This window comes from Martelella sp. AD-3 (genome assembly GCF_001578105.1).
In the GTDB taxonomy this organism is placed as follows: domain Bacteria; phylum Pseudomonadota; class Alphaproteobacteria; order Rhizobiales; family Rhizobiaceae; genus Martelella.
Window position 1 is genome coordinate 3,716,817 of record NZ_CP014275.1, and the last position, 24,109, is coordinate 3,740,925.

A 24,109-nucleotide genomic window follows, 5' to 3' on the forward strand; every position below is an offset into this window, starting at 1 on the left:
CGCGAGCGTGTCAGGATCATCCTCGTCAGAAGAGCCTTTTCTGGAGCTGCGCGGCATTCACAAGCGCTACGGTGGCGTTCATGCGCTGCGCGGCGTCGACATGTCGATCCGTCTTGGCGAAGCCTATCATCTTCTCGGCGAGAACGGCTGCGGCAAGAGCACGGTTATCAAGGTCATGTCCGGCGCGATCGCGCCGAGTGAAGGCGCGATCATCCTGGATGGCGAGAAGCACAATATGCTCACGCCGATCCGGTCTCTCAGCGCCGGCATCGAAACGGTCTATCAGGACCTGTCCCTCATTCCCAATCTGAGCGTGGCGGAAAATGTCGCCCTCAGCGAGCAGCTCGTCATGGGCGGCGGCCGGCTGGCACGCCTTTTCGATCGTTCGCGGCTGCGGGAAACCGCGACGCGCGCCCTTGAGGCCGTCGAATTGCCGACCACCCGCGCCTTCCTGTCAACCGTCGTTTCGGACTTGCCGCTGGCGCAAAGGCAACTGGTCGCGATCGCCCGCGCCATTGCCACAAACGCCAAGCTGGTGATCATGGACGAACCCACGACATCGCTGACGCGGCGCGAGGTCGAAAAGCTGATCACCGTGGTCAACAGACTGCGAAACGACAATATCGCCGTCCTGTTTGTGACCCACAAACTCGATGAATGTTACCGGATCGGCGGTCAGGCCATCATATTCCGCGACGGTGAATCCGTCGCCCAGGGGCCGCTCGAGAATTTTACAAAATCGCAAATTTCCGAGCTGATGACCGGGCGCGAGATCGAGGCGATCCGTTACCGAGCGGCAAAACCGCAGCCGGATGAACTTCTGTCCACCGATCGTCTTTCGGGCAGAGGCTTCGAAAACGTCAATCTGTCACTTAGGAAGGGCGAGATTCTCGGCATTACCGGGCTGGCCGATTCTGGGCGCAACGAGCTGGCCATGGCAATCTCCGGCGTGCATCCGGCAACGGGCGGGACGCTGAGGCTTGACGGCGAAGAGCTTCATATCCGCCGTCCGTCCGACTCCATCCGCCATGGCATCGGCTATGTCCCCGAGGACCGGCTCGATGAAGGGTTGTTTCTGGAGAAGTCCATTCTCGACAACGAGATCGCTCTCGTGGTCGCGCGACTTGCAAACAGGTTTGGCGTGATCGACAACCAGAAAGGACGCGCGCTTGCCGAGGACCTTTCCAGGCAGATGCGACTGAACACGAGTGATATCGACATGCCCGTCGGCTCACTGTCTGGAGGAAACCAGCAGAGGGTTCTCATCGGGCGCTGGCTTTCGATACTGCCGAAACTCCTGGTCCTGCACGGACCGACAGTGGGCGTCGATGTCGGATCGAAAGACACGATCTACCGCGCCATCCAGTCCCTGGCAGAGGCAGGCATGGGCCTGATTGTTGTCAGCGATGACCTGCCGGAACTCCTGCAGAACTGCGACCGCATCCTCGTCATGTTCGGCGGCAAGGTGGTCAAGAGTTACGACGCCGAAGCCGCCGACGAAGATATTCTCTACCGCACAATGACGGCACCCGAACTGGAGGTGGCGCGATGACATCCGTTGAAATCGAACGCAACAAAGCGCAGCAGAAGGTTGCCGAGGGCGGGTTCAGCTTCCGTCACTTCCTGAAGAACCATCCCGAACTGATCACGCTCACGCTGCTGGTGGCGATCTGCGTGATCGTCTCCGTGATCAATCCGAACTTTCTTCAGGCATCGTCACTGATCGATATCGGACGCGCCAGCGTCGTGATGGGACTGTTCGCGCTTGGCGTGTTCGTCATTCTCGCGGCTGGCGGTATCGATGTATCCTTTACCGCGATTGCCGCCCTGTCCATGTATTCGGTCACGCTCTTCACCGTGAACCATTTTCCCGGCATGCCGATGCCGCTCATCGTGTTCATCGCCACCATCGGCGGCATGCTGCTCGGTTTCGTGAACGGCATACTGGCCTATCACCTGCGGGTCCCCTCGCTGATCATCACGATCGGAACGCAATACCTGTTTCGCGGCATCCTGCTCGCCTTCATCGGCACGGTCTGGATCATGGACCTGCCGCCGCAGATGATCGAGTTCGGTCGGGCGCCGCTGCTCCAGTTCACCAATGCCAACGGCGCGGTCATCACCCTTCCGATCTATTTCCTCGCCCTGCCCGCAGCTGCCGTTCTCACCTGGTGGATCCTCAACAGAACCCTGATGGGCCGCGCCATTTTCGCGATCGGCGGCAACAGCGCTATTGCCGAGAGGCTGGGCTACAATCTGAAAACGGTGCAGCTCTTTCTGTTCGGCTATGCCGGCGCGCTGGCTGGCCTGGCGGGGATCATTCATGTGTCCAGCAATCGACTGGCCAATCCTTTCGACCTGGTCGGCAGCGAAATCAGCGTGATCGCCGCGGTCGTGCTCGGTGGCGCCCGCATCACGGGCGGCACCGGCACGGTGCTCGGAACGATCCTCGGCGTGTTGCTGGTCACCGTCTTGAACAATGTGCTCGTCATGGTCGGCATCCCCAGCACCTGGCAGCGTTTCGTCATCGGCTTCTTCATTCTTCTCGCCGCTGCGTTCTTCATGGCGCAACAGCGAAAATCGTAATGCCTATTTCTCAGGAAAGCGTAGTCCCATGAAAAAATTCATCAACAAACCGGAAAACGTCGTCGAGGAAATGCTGGAGGGGATCTACCTTGCTCATCCTGCCGTGACCTATGCCGCAAACGACAAGCACTGCCTGGTGACGGCAACGCCGAAGCCGGGCAAGGTCGGCATCGCCACCGGCGGCGGATCCGGTCACCTGCCGCTCTTCCTCGGCTATGTGGGCGACGGCATGCTGGACGGATGCGCGGTCGGCGGCATATTCCAGTCCCCGAGCGCCGAGCAGATGCTCGAAGTCACCAAATATATCGATCAGGGCGCCGGGGTTCTTTATATCTACGGCAATTACACCGGCGATATCATCAATTTCGACATGGCGGCGGAACTTGCGGAATTCGAAGACATCCGCGTGACCTCGGTCGTCGGCAATGACGACGCGGCATCCTCCGTGATCGGGGAAGAGCACAAGCGGCGCGGCGTTGCCGGCATTTTCTTCGTCTACAAGGCCGCGGGCGCCGCGGCTGCGGAAGGGCTCGACCTCGACGAGGTCACCCGCATTGCCGAAAAGGCTCGCCTCAACACCCGTACGATGGGCGTCGCGCTGTCAAGCTGCATCGTGCCGGAAATCGGCCACCCGACCTTCGAGATCGGCGAAACCGAAATGGAAATCGGGATGGGCATTCACGGCGAACCAGGCATCAGCCGCCGCGACCTCGAACCCGCCGACGACGTGGTCGACGCGCTGATGGAGCGTCTGTTTGCCGAGAACCTTTATGAAAGCGGCGATGTCGCCGTTCTGGTCAACGGTCTTGGCGGCACCCCTCGCGAGGAACTCTACATCCTCTACCGTCGTGTCGCGCAACGCCTGTCCGACCGCAACATCGCCGCCAAACATGTCTTCATCGGCGAATATGCAACCGCGATGGAAATGGCGGGCGCCTCGATCTCGCTCATGAAGCTCGATGACGAGCTCGACCGGCTGATCGGCGCCGCTGCCAATACACCGTTTTTTACCCGCCTCAAGGGCTGACGGAGGTTATCATGGATCAGATCAACACCGAACACATGCTCGACGTCTTCGCTAGCCTTGCCGCCTTCTTTGCGGACAAGCGTGACTTTCTGATCGCGCTCGACGGCAAGGTGGGCGACAGCGATCTGGGGCTGACGATGAGCAAAGCCTTCGCCGCTGCCCATGAAGCCGTCGCCGCCGAAACCGAACCCGCCATCGCCACCTATCTGAAGGACGCCGGCATGGCGATGGCCAAGGCTGCACCTTCGACAATGGGTACATTGATGGCCACGGGCTTTCTGCGCGCCAGCAAGGCGCTGGACGGCGTGGACGCCATCGGCACTGCGGAAATGGCCGCCTTCTGGCGCGCCTACAGCGACGGCGTCGCCCAGCGCGGCAAGGCCAAGGTGGGCGACAAGACCGTGCTCGATGTACTGGAGCCCATCGCCTCGAGCCTTGAAACCTCGGCCGCGCAGGATTTAGCCCTGCCACAAGCGATGACCAAAGCCGTCGAGGCCGCGAGCGATGCTCTGGAAAACACCAAGACCATGGTCGCGCAGCACGGCAAGGCCGCCGCCTTCCAGGAGAAGTCGAAGGGCCTGCAGGATGCCGGCGCGACTGTCGGCCTGTTCATCATCCAGTCGATGACGGCAACGGTCCACGCGGGCTGAAAATACCGCAGGCTTCGACCCGCCATTGAACCCGGGCGCCAATCGCCGCGTCCGGACAGACACCCCGTTTTGAAGGAGGACGCGATGAAAATTGCCTATATCGGGCTCGGAACCATGGGCCAGGGGATGGTTCACAACCTTCTCAAAGCCGGTCACGAGATCAAGGTCTGGAACCGCACCGCCTTCGATCTGCCCGAGACGCTTGCTGGCGCAGTGCGAAAGAGCACCATCGCGGAGGCCATAACGGGTTGCGAACTCGTCATGGTCTGCCTGACGGGACCGGACGCCCAGAAAGCCGTCTATTTTGGCGACGACGGCATCGTCGCCAATATTGCAGGGGGCACCATGGTCGCAGATGCAACAACAACAGATCCCGAACTGACCCGATCGATTGCAATTGCGATAGCTGAACGCAATGCCACCTACCTTGATACGCCGGTTTTCGGAAGCAAGGGCGAAGCCTGGGCCGGAAAGCTCGATTTCGTCTGTGGCGGCGACCGAAAAGCGTTTGATCGTTTGGTCCCGGTCCTGGAACCGCTCGCAGCGACCGTGCACCATATGGGACCGCCCGGCAGCGGCGCGATGATGAAGCTCGTCGGCAATCTGCTGGTGGCGGCCCAAATGGAGTCGCTCGGCGAAGCCCTGTCGCTCGCCCGCAAGGCCGGGCTTAACGGCGATGCCGTCATGGGCGTCTTCGACGTGACGGACTACAGTTCTCTTCTGATCCGCAATGTCGGGCGAGCAACCCTTGCCGGCGATTATGCGCCAAGCTTTTATCTGCGCCACATGCTTAAGGACACCCGCCTGGTTCGGGCCTTTGCCTGCAGCCAGGATGTTCCGGTACCGTTAACGACCCTGATCGGAGAGCTCTATGCCGCGGCCAACAACAAGGGCCTCGGCGACCTCAATGCATCCGCCATTCACGAAATGCTGTTCGAACTCTCCGGGCTGCAAAAAAGCAGCGATTAACCGTGCCTTTGCGACGCCAAGCTCGGGCTAAGCCATACCCACCCGCATCAGAACCTTGCTGACCTTCGTCGCGCCAAGACGGCGTATCGTGAACCATCAAGCGACAGGTTTCGGAGAAGTGACCGTACTGCAGCACCTCGCTATTCGCGTTGATACCGCTTAAAAGGCGATCTAGGCCGTACAAATCTCGTTACGGAATTTAGAGAAACACTCCGAAAGGCTTTTAAGAGGATGACTGCACAGGATAATCGCGCGACATCGGTTCTTTCCGAGATCATGAGTGATCACGCCTTCTGGCAGTCGTTGCGTCAGGATCTGCATGCCCATCCCGAGCTTGGCTTTGAGGAGCACAGAACCAGCGAGATCGTCGCCAGGCTGCTCGGCGAGGACGGCATTGCGGTTCATCGCGGGCTTGGCGGCACGGGCGTTGTCGGCACGCTGAAGGCTGGCGAGGGCAACCGGGCGATCGGGCTGAGGGCCGATATGGATGCGCTTGCCATGCCGGAAACGGCAGACCGCCCCTATAAAAGCACCGTTCCCGGCAAGATGCATGCCTGCGGCCATGACGGACACACGGTGATGCTGCTGGCGGCGGCGCGCTACCTGGCGCGGACGAAGGACTTCTCCGGCACGGTTCATTTCATCTTTCAGCCGGCCGAAGAGGGCCGCGGCGGCGCGAAGAAGATGGTGGAGGATGGGCTTTTCAAGCTGTTTCCCTGCGATGCCGTTTACGGCCTGCACAATATGCCGGGACTCGATGTCGATGAAATGGCCGTTGTCGAGGGGCCGCAGCTTGCCTCGTCGGATAGCTGGCGCGTCACGTTCAAGGGCACCGGCACCCACGGCGCAAAGCCGCATCTGGGACGCGATCCGGTGACGGCTTCCGGTCATTTCATCGCAGCGTTGCAGACGATTGTCGGACGTGTGGTCGATCCGCTTCAGCCTGCGGTCGTCTCGGCCTGTTCGGTCGAAGCCGGTGATCCGAATGCGCTGAACGTGATTCCCGATATTGTGAAGATTGGCGGCACGGCGCGCGCCTATTCGCCAGAAACCCGCGACCAGCTGGAAGAGGAAATCGGACGGCTGGCCCACGGCATGGCGGCCTCTTTCGGCATTGAGGCCGAGTATCGGTTCATTCGCCGCATTCCGCCGGTGGTCAATGCAAAAGAACCGACGCAAACGGCACTCAGGGCCGCTGAAACCGTCTTCGGCGAAAAAGTGCGCACGGCCTTTCCGCCATCGACCGCCGGCGACGACTTCGCCTTTTTCGGTCATGAAGTGCCGGGCTGCTATGTCTGGCTTGGCAACGGCCCCGCCGTGGACGGCGCTTTGCACCACAACACGGCCTATGATTTCAACGATGACGCCATCGGCCACGGCGCGGCCTACTGGGTGCGGCTGACAGAGACCGAATTGCCCCTCAAGGCCGGCTAGAAAATCCGCCGCAGCACAGGGCTTTCCAGAACAGTGCCAGCCGCCACATCAGCGATGCCCATATCGGTCTGGTGCGGACCGGCATTGCAGGCAAGCGTTGCGCCGACCAGCGCCTTGAAGGTGAGATAAGGCGGCTCCCAGTCGACGATTGTTCCGGCAGCCTTGCGCACGGCCTCGAAATCACGGGCAACATCTTCAAGCGGTGCATCCGAGATCAGGCCAAGCAATGGCAGGGCAAGCAGTGCTTTCACCTTGCCGTCAGCCACCACGACCATGCCGCCGCCGCATTCGATCAGCGCATTGGCCGCCACCGCCATATCCTCGGGGTTCCGCCCGAAGATTGTCAGGTTATGGCTGTCATGCGAAACCGTGGTCGCGAAAGCGCCACGCCATTCTCCCCAGCCGCGCAGAAACCCGGTTTTCGGCTTCGCTGCTGCTTTACCGTGACGGTGGACGACGCTGATCAGTGTCGCACCGTCTGGCGGACATACAAATCCGTTCTGAACATCCGCCTCCGCCTTGCCCCAGCGGGTAAACCGCGGCTGGTCGATGGTGGCAATCTCGACGCGTGCGCCCTCTGCCTTCACGCTGAAATCATCCGCCGAAAGCGGCTCAACCTTCATGGAGCCCCTGAGCATGTCCGCAGGATGATCGGAAACGGCAGCATTGAGGCCCCCGTCAGAGGCAATGACCTTGCCATCCACGATGACATGACGCGTCGAAAACGTCTCGAGATCCTCGAAAATCGCAATATTGGCGCGCCGTCCTGCGGCAACAAGGCCCAGATCATCGCGGTGCAGTCGCCGTGCTGCATTCAGCGTCGCCGCCTGCAGAACCTGAACCGGCGACAGCCCATCTGCAACCAGCGCGCGAATCAGGGCATCCAACCCGCCCTGTCCCAGAAGATCATCCGGAAAGACGTCGTCGGTGCACAGCGTCAGTGTCTGTGGCCAGACGGGCAGTCGTTTCAGCGCTTCGACAAAGTCATCGAAGAGATAAGGATGAGAGCCGCGCAACTCGACCGTCAAGCCGGCGCGCAGCTTCTCGAGCAGATCATCGCCCGATGTCAGCTCATGATCGGATGAAACGCCGGCACTGATGAAGGCGGCAAGCCTTTCGCCGGAAAGCCCGCGGGCGTGGCCGAAAACCGGCTTTTGTGCATGAAGCCCGGCATTGACGATTGCGCTCATGCGCGGACTGCCGCTGATCACGCCTGCCATATTCATCACTTCGGCAATGCCACCGATTTCCGGTCTTGCAAGAAGTCCGGCGACCGTTTCCGGCCCGAAATCCGCACCTGCCCGCTCAAGCCCCGGCGCTGACGGCACGCAGGAGGGCGCCAGAATGATCGCCTCCAGCGGCATGTCACGAGCTGCCTCAATCGCCCAGTCGACAGCAGGGACACCGGCGACATTGGCCAGTTCATGCGGATCCCAGACAATGGTCGTCACGCCGCGCGGCAGAACGGCTTTGGCATAGGTCGCAGGCGTCACCATCGAGCTTTCGACATGCATGTGCATGTCGATCAGCCCCGGCGAGACGAAGGCCCCGCCTGCATCAATGGTTATCTCAGCGTCGCTGCGCGCTCCGGGCGGCATAACCGCCGCAATCAGCCCGCCGGAAAGGCCGACATCGGCCTGCCTCAGCTCGCCGGTCGCGACATCCACCACTGTGCCGCCGGAAATCATGAGGTCGAATGGCCGCTCACCACGGGCAGCTTCAACCGCTGCGGCGCGCATGGCGGGATCGTCAATGCTTTTCATCGCCGTGCCTCCGCCTGCAATGCGCCCATGATCGTGTCATGCGCGGCATTGGCATCAACCTCGGTGATGATCGAGGCGTTGAAGCTTGTCTCCGGTGCCAGCTTGTGGGCGCGGGTTTCGACAACACTGCGCCCGCGTGTTATGTGTCCGGCTGTTTCAAAGGCCAGATGCACCGGCTGCAAGGAAACAAGCGACGGGTGACAGAAAGCCACTGCCGCCGCAGGATCAAAAAACGCCATTTCTGTGCGACCGCGCTTTGCGGCTATGTTGAGAAAACCTTCCGTTAGATCGGCCAGAAGCGGTGCGTTCCTGCCGTTTTCAGCGCGCAGCGCCGCCACATCGTCCGCATTGATCGTAACCTTGCGGCAGAAATCGAGGTCCGCCATGACGAAGGGGATGCCGCGCGACAGGATGATGGCGGCGGCCTCGGGATCAGCCAACGCATTGAACTCCGCCGATGCGGTGTGGTTGCCACTGGTGACGCCGCCCCCCATCCAGAGGATCTCGCTGATCCGGCCTGCAAGGTCCGGCCGTGCCAGACAAAGGGCTGCGATATTGGTCAAGGGGCCAAGTGCCAGAATGCGTTTTTCTCCGTCGTCCTTCGAAAGCCAGTTGCAAAGGGCAACGAAGGCCGGATCGGATGGCGGAAGTGTCGCTTCCGGAAGGCTGAGTCCCGCCGTCGGCATGCCGGCATCGCTGAGGATCGAGGCTGCGGTTTCAACATTGCCCATCACCGCCCGGCCAGCCCCGGCATGGATCGGAAAGGTCCAGTCGAAAACCTTTGCCGCCGAGGCAGCATTGCTGCAGACCTTGGCCAGTGTCGTGTTGCCGAAGGTCAGCGACAGGCCGTCGATCTTCTCGCCGCTTGCCCGAACGGTGAGGATGGCGGCGATGTCGTCAAACCCCATATCCGTGTCGATCCAGACGCCCATGATCGCCGCCTATCGCTTCAGGACAACGGCGTCTTCGACCCGAAGATCGAAGGCGAGGTCTTGGCCCAGGCTGTGTGCCGGTTCGCTCGCATCCACATCGACCTTGATCTGACCGAGCGGCGTTTCCAGCACATATTCGCGCATCTGACCGACAAAGGCCGCGCCGATCACCGTACCGGTGAATGCCCCTTCGCCAAGGCGCACGAAACGCGGCCGCCATGCGAGCCCCTTGGCTCTCTCCGGCACCGCCTGCGGAAGGGTGAAGGCTTCGCCCTTGCCTTTGAGCTTGCCGCCCTCGACGGTGAAGATGTTCTCAAAACCGACGAAATCGGCAACGAAGGCGGATTCGGGACGGTTATAGATATCCTCCGGCGTTCCGAGTTGCTCGATGGCGCCATCCTTCATCACAACGATCCGGTCGGCCAGAGACAGGGCTTCGGACTGGTCGTGGGTGACGAAAACCATGGTCAGGTTGTTGGCCTTCTGCACCCGCTGAAGCTCGGTGCGCATTTCCAGACGCAGGCGCGCATCGAGGTTTGAAAGCGGTTCATCGAGAAGCAGCACTTTCGGATCCATCACCAGCGAGCGGGCAAGGGCCACGCGCTGCTGCTGACCGCCGGAAAGATCGGCGGGCCGGCGGTCAGCATAATCCCCAAGACCGACAGCGCTCAAGCCTTCACTCACGCGGGCAGAAAGGTCCGAACCGCGCATTCCCTTCAGTTTCAACCCGAAGGCGACATTCTCAAATACCGAAAGATGGGGGAAAAGCGCATAGGACTGAAACATCAGCCCGACTTCGCGCCTGTTCGGCGGAACACGGGTGACATCGCGGCCATCCAGAACGATCTTGCCGCCCGACGGCGCCATCAGACCGGCAATGGCGCGCATGGTCGTCGTCTTGCCGCAACCGGAAGGCCCAAGGAGCGCGATCAGCTCGCCTTTGGCGATTTCAAGGTTGAGCCGCTCGACGACGGTGTTCTTGCCGTAGGACAGCGACAGGTTGTTCAGGGAAAGCAGAGTTTGGTCAGACATAGCGGGTAAAGCCCAGAAAACGCTCGGCGACAAACACAATGCCGATCGAGAGGAAAGCAAGAAGTGCGGCGAGTGCGGCGACGGATGGATCGTAGGTGGTTTCCATATAGCCGATCATATCGATGGGCAGCGTGCGCACGCCCGGTCCCGACAGAAACAGCGATACCGGCACCTGATTGAAACTCGTCACGAAGCCGAGAATGAAAGCCGAGAGCACACCGCCCCGGATATTGGGCAGCACCACGCGGAAAAACGCCCCTGCCCGGCTCGCGCCCAGCAGGATCGCGGCCTCTTCGATATCGGAACGCAGATTGTTGAGGCTCGCCGAAACCACACGCACCGCATAGGGCAGGATCAGCGCCGTATGGGCGACGAACAGCGCCAGCGTGATTGACAGCGACAGCGGCACGACGAAATAGCGCAGCAACGCCAGACCGACGATAATGCCCGGCACGATGATCGGCGACGACACGATCAGCCGCACGGTTTCCGCGCCCGGAACCTTGTAGCGCGACATGGCATAGGACGCCGGAATGCCGAGGATCAGCGCCGCCAGCGTGCCGAAGATCGCCAGAAACATAGACATGGCGAAGCTGTCGCGGAAGCTCTCGACGGAGAAAACCTTGATCACCCATTTGAGTGAAAGGCCCGGCGGCGGAAAGGCGAGATTATTGCCGGACGAAAGACCCGCCATGACAATGACGATGAACGGGCCGATCAGAAAGACGAGCGTCAGTGCCAGCGGCAGGAAGATGAAGAACTTCGATCTCATTTCCCACCTCTTGCAGATGCGATTTTCTTGAGCAGGAAGTTGGCGGAAAAGGCCATGGCCATCAGGATGAAGGCAATCACACTGGCCGAGACCAGATCATTGGCGACGGTCACGCGCTGATAGAGCAGCGTTTCCAGCATCAGCACCTTGGAGCCACCGAGAATGGCGGGCGTGATGTAAGCGGTCATGGAACCGGTGAAGACCAGCGTTCCCCCGATGATCAGCCCCTCGCGGGTGAGCGGCAGGATCACCTTCCAGAACACCTGAAACCAGTTTGCGCCCAGAACACGGGCCGCCGGCACGGCGTCGCGCGGCATGTTTTCCAGAGCGGAGATCAGCGCAATGATCATCAGCGGCAGGAAAAGCTGCAACAGGCCGATGGTCACGGCCGTTTCGGTAAAAAGAAAGCGGATCGGCTCATCCGAAAGCCCGAGACCGACCAGCGCCTTGTTGATGATACCGGTGCGCCCCAGAAGCACGATCCAGGCATAGGTGCGCGCCACAGGCGAAATCATCAGCGGCAGCACGATCAGCCCGATCATCCGGCCCTTGCTCTTCTCCGGCAGGCTGACGGTGGCATAGGCCGCGGCATAGCCGATCACGGCGGCAATGACGGTCACCAGCGCGGCCAGTCTCAGCGTGCGAAAAAAGACTGTGCGGTTCAGCGATTTCGAGAAGAAATCGGCATAGGCCGAAAGCGTCCACTGGCCGTCGATATGCACGCCCTGCGCCAAAAGCACCACGACCGGAACCAGAAACACCACTCCGGCGAAAAGGGCTGCCGGCAGGACAAGCGCCATGGCCTCAACGCGGCTTTGAAACATGAGGTAACTTTCTCTTGTCAAACAGCACGGCGGCGCAATCGCCGCCGTGCATAGAACAGACCCGGATGGGACAAGGTCTGCCGGTTTCAGCCAGTCTTACTGGCCGACTTTTTCATTCCACTGCTCAAGCCACATATCGCGGTTATCCAGCAGCACTTCGGAGGGCAGAAGATGGAGGTTGTCAGCCGTTTCCGCGCCATAGGTGAGGTTATTGGCAACCGCGTCGGAAACCACGACCTCCTTGTTGGCCGGGCTGTCCACCAGCGCCTCGGCAAGCTTGGTCTGAACCTCCGTCGACAGCCAGAAATCCATGAACTGCATCGCCAGATCTTCGTGGCCGCTGTCCTTGGTCATGACCATGACATTGAGGCCCCCGGTCTGGCCTTCCTTCGGTGTGGCCCATTCGACTGGGAAACCCATATCGGTGAACCCGCCCCAGGCGAAACGACCGATCGGCGCGGCCCAGATTTCCTCCTGCTGCATCAGCTGTGCCAGCTGCGAGGAGCGCACATAAAAGGTCACGAAATCGTCGCGATGCTCGGCAACCGCATCAATCGGCGCCGTCAGATCGTAGTCGTCATTGCCGATGGCCTTGCCGAGCATATAAAGCGCTGGCGGGCCCTGATTGGTGGTGACATTGGGAAACGCGACGCGGCCAGCCAGTTCCGGGCTCAACAGATCGTCCCAGCTGTCGATTGAAACCTTGTCGGAGCGGTAGGCGATCGATGTGGCGTAGAAGGTGTAGCCGACGCTCTTGCCATCGCCATTCGGGTCCTTGGCAATATCGTAAAGCTTGTCGTAATTGGACAATTTCGCATAGTCGATATCGGCGATCAGCCCCGCGCGCGAGGCCGAAAGCGCATCGGCCATCGACATGACGGCCATATCGACGACGGGGCTCTGCTTGTTGGCCTCCATCTTGGCCAGACGTTCAACGCTGTTGCCGGTTTCAACAACAATGTCGCAGCCGCAGACTTCTTCGAACGGATCGTAGACGATCTCCTTGAACGCATCCTGCGCGAAAGCATAGACGGAAATGGTCAGCGTCTTGTCGGCGGCTGAGGCGGTTCCGGCCGAAAGCGCCAGAGCCGCGGCCGTGGCGGTCATCATCAGTTTCTTCATCGGTCAAGTTCTCCTTCCGAGGTTTTTGAAAAAGCAGGCTTCTTGCCTTCTTCTTGTTGCGCCGGTCCGGTTGAACGGCGGACGACAAGGGTCATGGGAACGCGGTCGCGGGCAGCCTTCACGGTCTGACCGTCGGCATCGGATCTCGTTTCGATCGCCTGTTTGAGCGCGGCAATCGCAATGTCGGCGACCGCGGGCATATCCATCCGCACGGTGGTCAGCGCCGGGGTAACGACGCTTGCAAACATCAGATCGTCAAAGCCGGAGACCGACGCCATGGCCGGAACGCCGATCCCGGCATTTTGCAGATGGGTGAGCACCTTCAGCGCCTGAAGGTCGGAGACGGTCACAAAGGCGGTGTAGCCATCCGCGTACCACTGCGTCGCATCGAACCCATTTCCTGCCGCCACCGACGGGCTGTCGAGCCAGATCGTCTTTGTCGTGGCGGCGGCAAGGGCTGCGCGCACGCCTCCAAGCCTGTCGTTTTGAACAATGGAATTGCGATGATTGCCGATCAGCAGGATTTTCCGGTGACCAAGGGCGGCCAGATGCTCGCCTAAAAGAAAACCACCGCCCCAGTGATCGGCAGAAACCGTATTGCCCGGGGTCGAAGGAGAATCGATCATCGCCACCGGACAACCGATATCGCTGACGCGCGTGCCGCGCCGCGGCACCACGATCATGCCGTCCACGCCGTGATCCTTCAAATGCCGGATTGCTTCCGTCTGCGCCTTGATGCTGCCGCGTGAATCCGCAATCAGAACGCCGAGCCCGGCATCGGTAGCCGCGTTTTCAATCGCCTGTGCGATCTGCGGGAACAGCGGATTACCGATATCGGGCAGGACAAGGCCGATGACGCCGGTCTGCCCGGTGCGCAGCGCGCGCGCCGACAAACTCGGCACATAGCCCAGTTCGTCCGCCGTTTGCCGTATCCGTTTTGCAAGATCCGCCGAAACCCGCCCCTTGCCGGAAAGCGCATTGGAGACAGTCGCGGCGGAAATATCCAGCCGTTCCGCGATCTCGGTCAGTTTGGGCGCGCGCTGCTGCATTCGGGTCATGACTTGATTAAACGATTAAGCAAGCATGTCGAAAAACGAACGCAATGTCGAGTCTTGTCGATACTCTCATGCGTCAAAACGCGCCAAGCCGCTGACAAACGGCTCATGGCGAAGGTTTTTCCCGATCAGCCACCTGGAAGCCCTGTCTGAAGGGTGAGGTGCAACGGCACCATCCAATCAGTCGGGAGGCTTCCTTCAAAGCCCGACCCGGTCGCCACGATAGCGGCCGCGTTCAACCGCCATATCATCCATTCCGCCCGCGCGCTGCGCTTGTTCTTTCTGAGACCAAGACTGCCCGTAAACATACCCGCCAGCGACGGCTGGCGGGTATGCTTGTCAAACGGCGGCGATTGTTTCTTCCACCGGTTCCAGCGTCAGAGAACGGCAATCCATGTCCTGCGAGCGGCCGGCAAGGTCGAGAACCTGCTGGAGTTCCGCACCGCGTTCGAAGGTCGGCTCGGCCGGTTCCTCGCCACGGATTGCGGCAATGAAGCGGTCGTAGATTGTCGGAACCTTCGGGCATTCGATGTCCGTCCAGGTCTCCTCCAGCATCGCTTCCGGACCGATGCAGCCGCGCAGAATGCTCTGCTCCTGCTCGAACAGAACCTGCAGCCCGCCGAGATCGCCATAGATGCGCAGCCTCAGGTCATTGTGGTGGCCGGAGGCGAAACGGGTGGCGGAAATCGTGCCGATTGCCTCGTTGGCGAGCTTCAGATGCATCACGAAACTGTCATTGGCGTCGAGTGTGTATTCGCCGATCCTGCCGCCCTCCGCCTTGCCGAACACCGCCGTGCGGCAGGATACGGATTCCGGCGCGACACCGGCGATGTAGGTGGCAAAGTCGATGATGTGGATGCCGACATCGCCGAGCACGCCCTTGGAGCCGTGTTCGGTCGAAAGCCGCCACAGCCAGCCGGGCTCCGTGCGCCAGTCGCCCCATGCGGCCTGGGTGAGCCAGCTCTGCAGGTAGGAGGCCTCGAAATGGCGCACCGTGCCGATGGCGCCCTCGGCCACCAGTTCCGCGGCCTTCTGAAGCGCCGCGACATTGCGGTAGGAAAGGTTGATCATGTTGACCACGCCCGCGTCCTTCGCCTTCGCCGCCATCTCGGCCGCGAATTCGTAGGACGTGCTCAGCGGCTTTTCACAGAGCACATGCTTGCCGGCCTCGATGAGCGGTATGGTGGTGGCATAGTGAATGCCGTCCGGCGTGACGTTGGAGGCGGCATCGAAGTCGCATTGTTCCAGCGCCTCGGCAAGCGAGGCATAACGGCCGGGAATGCCATGCTTGTCGCAGAAGGTCTTCAGTATGTCCGGCCGCGTATCGACGCCGCCGACAACCTCAACGCCTTCCATCTCATTGAACGACTGCGCATGCACCCGCGCCATGCCGCCCGTGCCGACGATCAGCACGCGCACCGGTTTCTTCGTCTTCTTCATCTTATCGGTCTCCCGAATTGGGCGTATCGCCCGGTGTTTTTCTGGTGTTTGAGGACCTTGCTCCCATCAATCTCCCCCCTTGAGGGGGAGATGCCCCGGCAGGGGCAGAGGTGGGCGCCCCCTCTCAAAGAGCACGCGATTGCGGCTTTTAGGGCTTGCACCCTTTACCCCCCTCTCTGTCGCTTTCGCGACATCTCCCCCTCAAGGGGGGAGACCGGTTGGAGCAAGGGGCGATCTCCGTTTGCGAAACCGCCCTTACCGGAACCCGGCCTCGCCGGCCGCGTGCAGCGTCTCGCCGCGTTCCTCGATCTTTTCCGGGGCCTTGTCGACGGGGACGTTCGGCGCATCGGTCGGATCCGCCAGGCGCGCGGCCGGGTTGTGGGCCCAGTGCACGGCGTTGGCGATCACCTTCAGAACGTTTTCGTTGTGATAGGTCGGGTAGGTCTCGTGGCCGGGGCGGAAGTAGAAGACATTGCCCGCGCCGCGCTTGTAGGTGAGGCCGGAGCGGAACACCTCGCCGCCCTGGAACCAGCTGACGAACACGGTCTCCAGAGGCTCCGGCACGCCGAAGGGCTCGCCGTACATTTCCTCGTTCTCGAGCTCGAAATAATTGTCGATTCCGGCCGCGATCGGGTGGTTGCGGGAGGTCACCCACAGTCGCTCGCGCTCACCCGCCTCGCGCCAGGTGAGGTTGCAGGGCGCGCCCATCAGCCGCTTGAACGGCTTGGAGAAGTGGGCGGAGTGCAGGAAGATCATGCCCATGCCGCCCCAGACCGCCTCGCAGACGCGCTCGACGACCGTGTCGTCGACATCGCCATGGGCCGCATGGCCCCACCAGATCAGCACATCGGTGTTGGCAAGCCGCTCGGCCGTCAGCCCGTGCTCGGCATCCTGCAGCACCGCGGTTTCGGCGGTGATGCCGGCATCCTTGTTCAGCGCGCCGGCGATGCAGGCATGCATGCCGTCCGGATAGAGTTTCGCGACCGTCTTGTTGGTCTGCTCGTGTACGTTTTCACCCCAGACGAGGGTTCTGATCGTCATCGTTTTCTTCCTTCATGCTGGAGGCGCCGGCGAACCCGACCCTCGATTTCTGAATGCTCAGGCCGCCGTCACGGTTTCCGGAAGCGGCAATCCGTCCTTGTCGAAGCGATGGATGAAGCCGGGGTCAGACGGCGCCAGTGACACCGCGGTGCCAATCGCGGTGTCGAGCTTGCCGCCCTGGCGCACCGTCAGCGGCTCCTCGGCCCCGATATCGACGAACAGATGGTGGTCGGAGCCGAGATCCTCCGTGTGGATGACCTTGCCCTGCCACAGCCCGTCGCCGGCTCCGACGATATCGATATGCTCCGGCCTGATGCCAAGCGTTGCGCAATCGAATTTTTCGGCAAAGGCGCCGGTGAGAAAGTTCATTTTCGGCGAACCGATGAAGCCTGCGACAAAAAGATTGGCGGGCTTTTCGTAGAGTTCGGAAGGCGTGCCCACCTGCTCCACAAGGCCGTCACGCAGAACGCAGATCCGGTCCGCCAGCGTCATCGCCTCCACCTGATCATGCGTCACATAGACCATGGTGACATTGTCCATTTCATGATGCAGCCGTGCGATTTCGAGGCGGGTCGCGACACGCAGCGCCGCATCGAGGTTCGACAGCGGTTCATCGAACAGGAAGACCCGCGGATCGCGCACGATCGCGCGGCCGATCGCCACCCGCTGGCGCTGGCCGCCGGAAAGCTGGCGCGGCAGCCGGTCGAGCAGGTGCTCGATCTGCAGCATTTCGGCCGCCTTCCTGACGCGCTCGTCCATCTCGCCGGACGATGCGCCGGCGAGCTTCATGCCAAAGGACATGTTCTTGTAGACGGTCATGTGCGGATAGAGCGCGTAGGACTGGAACACCATGGCGATGCCGCGCTTCGATGGGATGACGTTGTTCATCCGCCGGCCATCGAACAGGAGTTCGCCGCCGGTGATGCTTTCGAGCCCGCAGATGAGCCGCAGGAGCGTCGACTTGCCGCAGCCCGAAGGACCGACGAAGACCATGAATTCGCCCTTCTGGATCTCGAGGTCGATGCCCTTGATAACCTCGATGACGCCGAAGGATTTGCGAAGTTTTTTCAGTTCAATCTGAGCCATTTTTGCCTCCCGTCAGCCCTTGACCCCGCCGGCGGTGAGGCCGGAGACGATCTTGCGCTGGAAGATGAGAACGAGCAGCACCAGCGGCACCGTGACGAGGACGGACGCGGCCATGATGGTGCCCCACGGGGTTTCGAACTGCGATGCGCCGGACAGAAGCGCGATCGCGACCGGCACCGTGCGCTGGGTCTCGGATGCGGTGAAGGTGAGCGCGAACAGGAACTCGTTCCAGGCCGCGATGAAGGCGAGAAGTCCGGTCGTCACCAGTGCCGGCCACAAAAGCGGCAGGAACACCTGGGTGATGATGACCCATGGCGTGGCGCCATCGACGATCGCCGCCTCCTCGATCTCCAGCGGCAGATCGCGCATGAAGGTGGTCAGCACCCAGACGGTGAACGGCAGGGTGAAGATCGTGTAGGACAGGATCATCGCCCACGGCGTGTTGAAGATGCCGAGGAAGCGCACGAGTTCGAACAGACCGGCGAGCACCGCGATCTGCGGAAACATCGAGACCGCCAGGATGGTCATCAGCAGCAGCGCCCTGCCCCGAAACCGGACGCGGGCCAGCGCATAGGACGCGGTGACGGCGAGAAAAAGCGCGCCAAGCACCGTGACCGAGGCGATGAACACCGAGTTCAGCACCGAGCGCGGAAAGTTTCGCGCGGTCAGCACCGAGACATAGTTGGCGAAGTCGATGACCTCCGGCAGGTAGTTTACCCGAAACAGCGCCGTGCCGGTCTCAAGGCTCGTCAGGATCGCGTAATAGAACGGGAACACCGCAACAACGACGATCAAGAGAACGGCGAAGTAGAAGGCGACCTTCTTGAGGATGTCGGTGGCTGTCATCGTGCATCCTTCCCGCCGAGATCGACACGGCCGAGCCAGATATAAAGGATGACGAACAGCGCGATGATGGTGAACAACAGCGTCGATTGCGCCGAGCCATAGGCGAACTTGTTGAAGTCGATCATGTTCTCGCGGCTGATGATCGACATGGTCTTGGTCGCCGCCGAATTCGGCGTCAGCACGTAGATGAGGTCGAAGATCCTGAGCGCATCGAGCATGCGGAAGATCACCGCCACCATCAGCGCCGGGCGCACCAACGGCAGCGTAACCCGGAAGAACACCTTTACCGGATTGACGCCGTCGACCTTGGCCGCCTCGTAGATGTCACGCGGGATCATCTGCAGGCCGGCAAGGCAAAGCAGCGCCATGAACGGCGTCGTCTTCCAGATATCGACGATCAGCACCGCGATCATCGCGGTATCGATATTGGCGGTCCAGGCGATCTTGTGGTCGATGAGGCCGAGTTTCAGCAGCATGTCATTGATGATGCCGAACTGGTCGTTGAACATCAGGCCCCACATCCTGGCCGAGACGATGGTCGGGATCGCCCAGGGAATCAGGATCGCGGCGCGCACGATGCCGCGCCCGACGAAGCGGGCATTGAGCACCAGCGCCACCATGAGGCCGAGCACGGTTTCGATCGACACCGAGATGACCGAAAAGCGCACGGTGTTCCACACCGCATTCCACCAGGCGGCATCGGCGAGCGTGCCCCGCCAGATGACCCGGCCGGAGGAAAGCTCGCGGCGATAGAGATAGTTGTCGAAGCCGATCCACGTGCCGCCATAGAGATTGTCGAGCGTGGTATCGGTGAAGGAGAAATAGATGGACCGCAAAAGCGGCCAGGCGGCGACGCAGAACAGCATCACCAGCATCGGCACGAGAAACCAGAAGGCTGCGCGGCGGCGCTGATCCTCAAGGCTTCGCTCGCGCCCGCCGCCGGTGGCGGGGGGAAGCGCGGACGAGGTTTCGGTCATGGCCCGTTTCCTGTCGGTTACTGCCGCAGCCATTTCCGGCGCGGCCGATGGAAGATGGGGCGGCAGGCAAATGCCGCCCCGACCAACAAAGGAGCGTTACCAGCCGCTGCCCTTCAAATCCTCAAGATCGATCTCGAGGATTTCCAGGTTTTCGGCAGCCGTGCCGTCACCGGCGAGCGTATTGTGGACGGCCGACCAGAACAGCGAGGAGACCTCGTTATACTTGCCCTTGGTGGGGGCAGACGGCCGCGGAACGGCGTTCAGGAACACCTCTTTCCAGCGCGGAATGATCGGCTGCTTCTCGGCAATCTCGGCGTCGTCATAAAGGGCAACCAGGGTCGGCAGGTTGGTCTGCTTCAGGGCGCGTTCCTTCTGCGCCTCGGGGCCGGCCAGATACATGGCAAGCGAGATCGCGGCCTCCTGGTTCTTGCTGTATTTCGACACCGCGACATTCCAGCCGCCAAGCGTTGCCGCGGGCGTTCCGCCGTCGGGCCCCGCCGGCAGCGTCGTCACGTCGAACTGGCCCTTGATCGGGCTCGAATCGTCATTGCCCAGCGCATAGGCATAGGGCCAGTTGCGCATGAACACGGCGTTGCCGGTCTGCCAGACGCCGCGGGCCTCCTCTTCCATGTAGGCGAGCACGCCTTCCGGCGAGATCGTGTTGACCCAGGAGGCGGCCTCCTCAATGGCGGCAGCGGCTTGCGGGTTGTTGATCGAGATCGTGCCGTCCGGCTCGACGATCTGGCCGCCGCCATAGGATTTCACCCATTCAAGAGCATTGCAGGTCAGCCCCTCATAGGCATTGCCCTGCCACACATAGCCCCACATGTCGGCATTGCCGTCGGCCCGCTCGCCGTCCTGAATTTCCTTTGCGGTCTCGGCGAGCTCCGGCCAGGTTTTCGGCGGCTCCTTGCCGTATTTCTCGAGCAGGTCCTTGCGATAGTAGAGCGCCGGCGCATCGGTGAAGATCGGCATCGCCACGAGCTTGCCGTCAACCGTCTGCGACTGGATGATCGACGGGAAATAGTCGTCGATGACATCCTTGGCGGCATCGCTCAGATCGACGAAATGATCGGCAAGCTGCGGCGCCCAGATGACGTCGGTCTGGTAGAGATCGACATCGGCATTGCCGGCGGCGAGCCAGAGGCGGTACTGACCGAACTGATCCGTGGTCGACGACGGCATCGGCACGATCTTCGCGGTGTTGCCGGTCTCTTCCTCCCACGGCTTGACCAGATCCCTGAAGTTCTGCACAGCCGTGCCCGTGTCACCCGAAACGATCGTGACCTCGACGGCGAAAGCGGGGACCGCAAGGCTTGCGAAAAGCGCTCCGCCTGCGGCAAGATATGCCAGTCTGTTCAGTCGCTTGACCATGAATTCCTCCCTTGAAGACAGCCGACGCTCCCACATCGGCGAACAACGTTTCTTGATTTAGCGAAAATCCGAAACGTTTCGGGAGGGTATGCCCACAAATGCGTTCTGTCAACGGGACAAAATCGAAGAGCCGCGGACGACCGCCTTACGCGGCAGCGACGGAGGCGCGCTCGATGAACTCGGTGCGGCCGATTTCCTGCATTTCGGCAAGCGGATGGCCGCCCTCGATGGCGCGGGCCAAAAAAGTGGCCATCGGCTTCCAGCTTTCCGACAGGGCGCTGGCGGTGACGGTGAGCGGCGGATTGAAGCGCTCGGAGTCGAACTCGAACAGGAGATCGTCATGGGCGACCACGGAAACATCTCCCGGGATCGACAATCCCGTGGCCTCGACCGCGTGGTAAACACCCTTTGCAATCCGTGTGTTACCGCAGATTACCGCCGTCGGGCGCTCGGCCGTGTGGGCGACAAGCCGCACGCTTTCGACCAGGCCCGCGTTCTCCGTCATCTCGACGGCGACGTGCAGCGTCTCGTCATAAACGATCCCCGCCTCGGCGAGCGCGCGGGCATAACCCCTCTGACGGGCCTCGACGAATGTCAGCGAGCGGAGACCATTGATGAAGGCAATGCGACGGTGGCCTCGCTCGATGAGATGGCGCGTGAGACGATGAGCAACCTCTTCATTATCGATATCGAAATAGGGGTGGGCGCTATCGGGCGCGGCACGACCATGAACCACGAAGGGCACCTCCCGCTCGCGCAGGAAGGCGATGCGACGATCGTCGACAGCCGGATTGAGGATCACGAAGCCATCGAGCGTGCGGCTTTCGACCAGCCGCCGATAGACCTTGATCTCGTCATCCGCCAGCCGGCCGACATGCAGCATGAACTGCAGGTCATGCTCGGCAAAGAATTCAGAAAGCCCGCATGTCGTTTCCACAAAGAGCGTATCGGCCGGCACTTCCGAACGATTTCGGAAGACCAGACCGACCGTGCCGGAGCGGCCGGAAACCAGCCGACGCGCCGAGACATTGGGCATATAATTCAATCTCTTGGCCGCGTCCACCACGCGTTCCCGGGTGGCTGCGCTCACATCGCTGTGGCCGTTCAGCGCCCGGCTGACCTGGGTTACCGAAAGCCCGAGGGCATGACTGAGGTCTTTCAAAGTGGTCATTTTGTCCCGAGGCGCAAATCAATTGTCAGGCGCCTTTTCCGCACCTATCTTGCCAACCGGCGCCAAGGCCGGCAAGGCCTAAAAACCGAAACGTTTCGGGCATCATGGACGCACATCGGGCGCGACTGCGTCCTGCCTGTGATCGCTAGTCCAGCAGGTCGGCAATATCGGGGTCGCGGCGTGAGGAGACACGGAACTTGTGGGTGAGCGTGTGCTGCCCTGCCGGCAAGCGCGCCAGCAGGAACGGCGTGGCAGTTCTTGGCGCGCTCAGATTGGTATGCGTCCTGCGGGCTGCGCCGGCGAATTTCGGATAGGCGTCGAGACTGCGGATCGCCGACAGACCGTTGGCGCCGCGGACGGCGATAACGGCTTCTGTCTTCATGATATCGTCGCGATCGCGATCCTGCATCAGCAGGCGGGTTTCGGCCGCGCCCGGCTCCGGCGCCAGAACCTCCGCCTCCTCATACCACTGGTCCACGGCAAAGCCGCTTTCGACGACGAAGGCCGGTCGTGCGAGTTCGAACACATGGCGGCGTATAAAGCTGCCGTCATCGGCGACCTCGATGGTCGTTTCCACGTCCTGCTCGCCGGTGCTCCAGCCAAGCGACAGCGTCCGGCCGTCGAGCCGGCTGAAACTGTTGCTGCGCCGCATCTGCCAGTTGATCCCACGATCAAAGCTGAAGGCGAGGATATTGTCGCCGAAGCGGAATTCCTCGGCATATTGCAGGGCGTTGATCTCCATGCCGAAATTTGTGGAATAGGCAAACTTGTTGTATTTGTCCGGCTGCACGTCGGCACGCACAGGCGCGCCGTAGTGAACCACGCTGTGGCCTTCGATCCGCTGCGCGATCGTGTTGTTCGCGGGCATCGGGTAGACTTTGTCCGGGCATGGCAGCGGTTCCTCCTCCGCCTGCCAGAATGCCGAATCCTCCGGCAGTGCCAGCGGCATGAACGCCTTCATCGCCCAATAGGGCGAGGTAGGAGAATTGTAGTCCTCGCACATGATGAGATTCGGATAATAATAGCCGCGGGTCATCAGCCCGTCGGCCGTGAAGATCGGCTTGTCGCGCCAGCTGCGCAGCTGGCGGGCCCAGATGCCCTTGATCTGACCGGGGCTCATCCCGTCCAGCTCGCAGACGGCCGCCATGCCCCAGAAGGCCGCCATGGCGAACCGGTAGGTGAGCGACCGACCGACCATCAGGCCTTCGCCGGTTTCGGCAAACCAGTAAGAGAACGGCTCCAGGAAGGCCGAGGCCCGCTCGCGAAAGGCCTTGACCAGCGCCGGTTTCGGATCCCTGGCAAAATGGACGTAGAGCAGCGCATAGAAATGAATGGCGAAGGCGCCGTAGTGATCGACGGGCAATGTCGGGCCGTCGCCATACCAGCCATCGCCCAGATACCACTCGCTGACACGCTGGATGTATCTGTCCTGCAGTTCCTGGTCGATGAGATCAGCGCGCCCGATCTTGCGCAGGCCTTCCTGGACGAGGACGGCAAAGAACAGCCAGTTGTTGTCGACGAGGACGACATGCTGGATCTCTTCGAGCCAGCGCAGCAGATTGTCCTTTTCCCGATCGGAAAACGGAACAAAGGCGGCTTCCGGCGCGGCCATCAGCATGACGCCGATTGCGGCCATTTCCACGCTGTGCTGCGACGGGCTCTGCGTCGGCCCCCAGTAGTCGGGGTGCTCCGGATCCGTGCCTTCGGAAATCACGCGGCGCATCAGGGTCCACCAGCCGCAATCATCGCCGGCACCGACTGTCAGTGGAATGAGGCCCCAGAGCGGGCGGGCAACGCCCTCGAGCGAGCTGGAAGCCATCGGGTAGACGGCGGCCCCTTCGTCAAAATCGACACGCGCGCCCTGACGCTCGATATAGCCGGCGACCGGTGCGACGAGATCCCTGACAAGGGTCTGGAAATCGGTGCGTGCCCGCATCGGGTTTTCAGAGAACTTTGAATAATACGCCATTTGCCTGGTATTCCTGACTGATGGTCCGAAGCCCCCTTG

21 protein-coding genes are annotated in these 24,109 nt (G+C 61.4%); 6 read left to right on the forward strand and 15 right to left on the reverse strand.

The features are described from left to right. Positions 1 to 7 precede the first annotated feature (7 nt). The 6 genes from AZF01_RS17180 (at position 8) to AZF01_RS17205 (ending at position 6,666) form a co-directional block, all read left to right on the forward strand. Positions 8 to 1,552 (forward strand): sugar ABC transporter ATP-binding protein, encoded by a 1,545-nt coding sequence (locus AZF01_RS17180; protein WP_036238344.1) that lies wholly within the window; start codon positions 8 to 10, stop codon positions 1,550 to 1,552. Next, on the forward strand, positions 1,549 to 2,586 hold the full coding sequence (locus tag AZF01_RS17185; RefSeq protein WP_024709930.1) for an ABC transporter permease: 1,038 nt from the start codon (positions 1,549 to 1,551) through the stop codon (positions 2,584 to 2,586). Before AZF01_RS17180 ends, AZF01_RS17185 begins: the two co-directional genes overlap by 4 nt. A gap of 28 nt (positions 2,587 to 2,614) precedes the next feature. Continuing rightward, positions 2,615 to 3,613, forward strand: a complete 999-nt coding sequence (locus AZF01_RS17190; RefSeq protein ID WP_061449804.1) for a dihydroxyacetone kinase subunit DhaK — start codon at positions 2,615 to 2,617, stop codon at positions 3,611 to 3,613. Between the two features lie 11 nt (positions 3,614 to 3,624). Beyond that, entirely contained in the window at positions 3,625 to 4,263 is a 639-nt protein-coding gene (locus AZF01_RS17195; protein ID WP_024707517.1) for a dihydroxyacetone kinase subunit L, read from the forward strand. Between the two features lie 84 nt (positions 4,264 to 4,347). Next, positions 4,348 to 5,232 (forward strand): NAD(P)-dependent oxidoreductase, encoded by an 885-nt coding sequence (locus tag AZF01_RS17200; RefSeq protein ID WP_024707518.1) that lies wholly within the window; start codon positions 4,348 to 4,350, stop codon positions 5,230 to 5,232. Positions 5,233 to 5,508: 276 nt separating this feature from the next. Further along, positions 5,509 to 6,666, forward strand: a complete 1,158-nt coding sequence (locus AZF01_RS17205; protein ID WP_036236712.1) for a M20 aminoacylase family protein — start codon at positions 5,509 to 5,511, stop codon at positions 6,664 to 6,666. Here AZF01_RS17205 and AZF01_RS17210 read toward each other — a convergent pair. From AZF01_RS17210 to AZF01_RS17285, 15 genes are all read right to left on the reverse strand, one after another. Next, positions 6,663 to 8,429, reverse strand: a complete 1,767-nt coding sequence (locus AZF01_RS17210; RefSeq protein WP_024707520.1) for an adenine deaminase — start codon at positions 8,427 to 8,429, stop codon at positions 6,663 to 6,665. The genes AZF01_RS17205 and AZF01_RS17210 overlap by 4 nt on opposite strands. Beyond that, a complete protein-coding gene (locus tag AZF01_RS17215) occupies positions 8,426 to 9,361 on the reverse strand; it encodes a nucleoside hydrolase (protein ID WP_024707521.1) in 936 nt (311 codons plus the stop codon). The genes AZF01_RS17210 and AZF01_RS17215 overlap by 4 nt, the downstream gene beginning before the upstream one ends. A 9-nt stretch (positions 9,362 to 9,370) precedes the next feature. Continuing rightward, the gene (locus AZF01_RS17220; protein WP_024707522.1) at positions 9,371 to 10,393 is read right to left on the reverse strand and encodes an ABC transporter ATP-binding protein; all 1,023 of its coding nucleotides are present in this window, start codon (positions 10,391 to 10,393) and stop codon (positions 9,371 to 9,373) included. Next, on the reverse strand, positions 10,386 to 11,165 hold the full coding sequence (locus AZF01_RS17225) for an ABC transporter permease (protein WP_024707523.1): 780 nt from the start codon (positions 11,163 to 11,165) through the stop codon (positions 10,386 to 10,388). Before AZF01_RS17225 ends, AZF01_RS17220 begins: the two co-directional genes overlap by 8 nt. Continuing rightward, positions 11,162 to 11,989: an ABC transporter permease gene (locus tag AZF01_RS17230; RefSeq protein WP_024707524.1), complete on the reverse strand. Its 828-nt coding sequence runs from the start codon at positions 11,987 to 11,989 to the stop codon at positions 11,162 to 11,164. Before AZF01_RS17230 ends, AZF01_RS17225 begins: the two co-directional genes overlap by 4 nt. A gap of 96 nt (positions 11,990 to 12,085) precedes the next feature. Beyond that, positions 12,086 to 13,111: an ABC transporter substrate-binding protein gene (locus AZF01_RS17235; RefSeq protein ID WP_024707525.1), complete on the reverse strand. Its 1,026-nt coding sequence runs from the start codon at positions 13,109 to 13,111 to the stop codon at positions 12,086 to 12,088. Then, on the reverse strand, positions 13,108 to 14,160 hold the full coding sequence (locus AZF01_RS17240; protein ID WP_024707526.1) for a LacI family DNA-binding transcriptional regulator: 1,053 nt from the start codon (positions 14,158 to 14,160) through the stop codon (positions 13,108 to 13,110). Before AZF01_RS17240 ends, AZF01_RS17235 begins: the two co-directional genes overlap by 4 nt. A 345-nt stretch (positions 14,161 to 14,505) precedes the next feature. Next, entirely contained in the window at positions 14,506 to 15,606 is a 1,101-nt protein-coding gene (locus AZF01_RS17250) for a Gfo/Idh/MocA family protein (protein ID WP_082781105.1), read from the reverse strand. A 255-nt stretch (positions 15,607 to 15,861) separates the two neighbouring features. Further along, positions 15,862 to 16,647: a ThuA domain-containing protein gene (locus AZF01_RS17255; RefSeq protein WP_024709196.1), complete on the reverse strand. Its 786-nt coding sequence runs from the start codon at positions 16,645 to 16,647 to the stop codon at positions 15,862 to 15,864. A 57-nt stretch (positions 16,648 to 16,704) separates the two neighbouring features. After that, entirely contained in the window at positions 16,705 to 17,733 is a 1,029-nt protein-coding gene (locus AZF01_RS17260) for an ABC transporter ATP-binding protein (protein WP_024709197.1), read from the reverse strand. Positions 17,734 to 17,745: 12 nt separating this feature from the next. After that, entirely contained in the window at positions 17,746 to 18,579 is an 834-nt protein-coding gene (locus tag AZF01_RS17265) for a carbohydrate ABC transporter permease (protein ID WP_024709198.1), read from the reverse strand. Further along, positions 18,576 to 19,556 (reverse strand): carbohydrate ABC transporter permease, encoded by a 981-nt coding sequence (locus AZF01_RS17270; RefSeq protein ID WP_024709199.1) that lies wholly within the window; start codon positions 19,554 to 19,556, stop codon positions 18,576 to 18,578. Before AZF01_RS17270 ends, AZF01_RS17265 begins: the two co-directional genes overlap by 4 nt. 96 nt (positions 19,557 to 19,652) lie before the next feature. After that, the gene (locus AZF01_RS17275) at positions 19,653 to 20,930 is read right to left on the reverse strand and encodes an ABC transporter substrate-binding protein (RefSeq protein ID WP_024709200.1); all 1,278 of its coding nucleotides are present in this window, start codon (positions 20,928 to 20,930) and stop codon (positions 19,653 to 19,655) included. A gap of 145 nt (positions 20,931 to 21,075) precedes the next feature. Further along, the gene (locus tag AZF01_RS17280) at positions 21,076 to 22,101 is read right to left on the reverse strand and encodes a substrate-binding domain-containing protein (protein ID WP_024709201.1); all 1,026 of its coding nucleotides are present in this window, start codon (positions 22,099 to 22,101) and stop codon (positions 21,076 to 21,078) included. Positions 22,102 to 22,246: 145 nt separating this feature from the next. Next, positions 22,247 to 24,070, reverse strand: a complete 1,824-nt coding sequence (locus AZF01_RS17285; RefSeq protein WP_024709202.1) for a DUF2264 domain-containing protein — start codon at positions 24,068 to 24,070, stop codon at positions 22,247 to 22,249. Between the last annotated feature and the right edge of the window lie 39 nt (positions 24,071 to 24,109).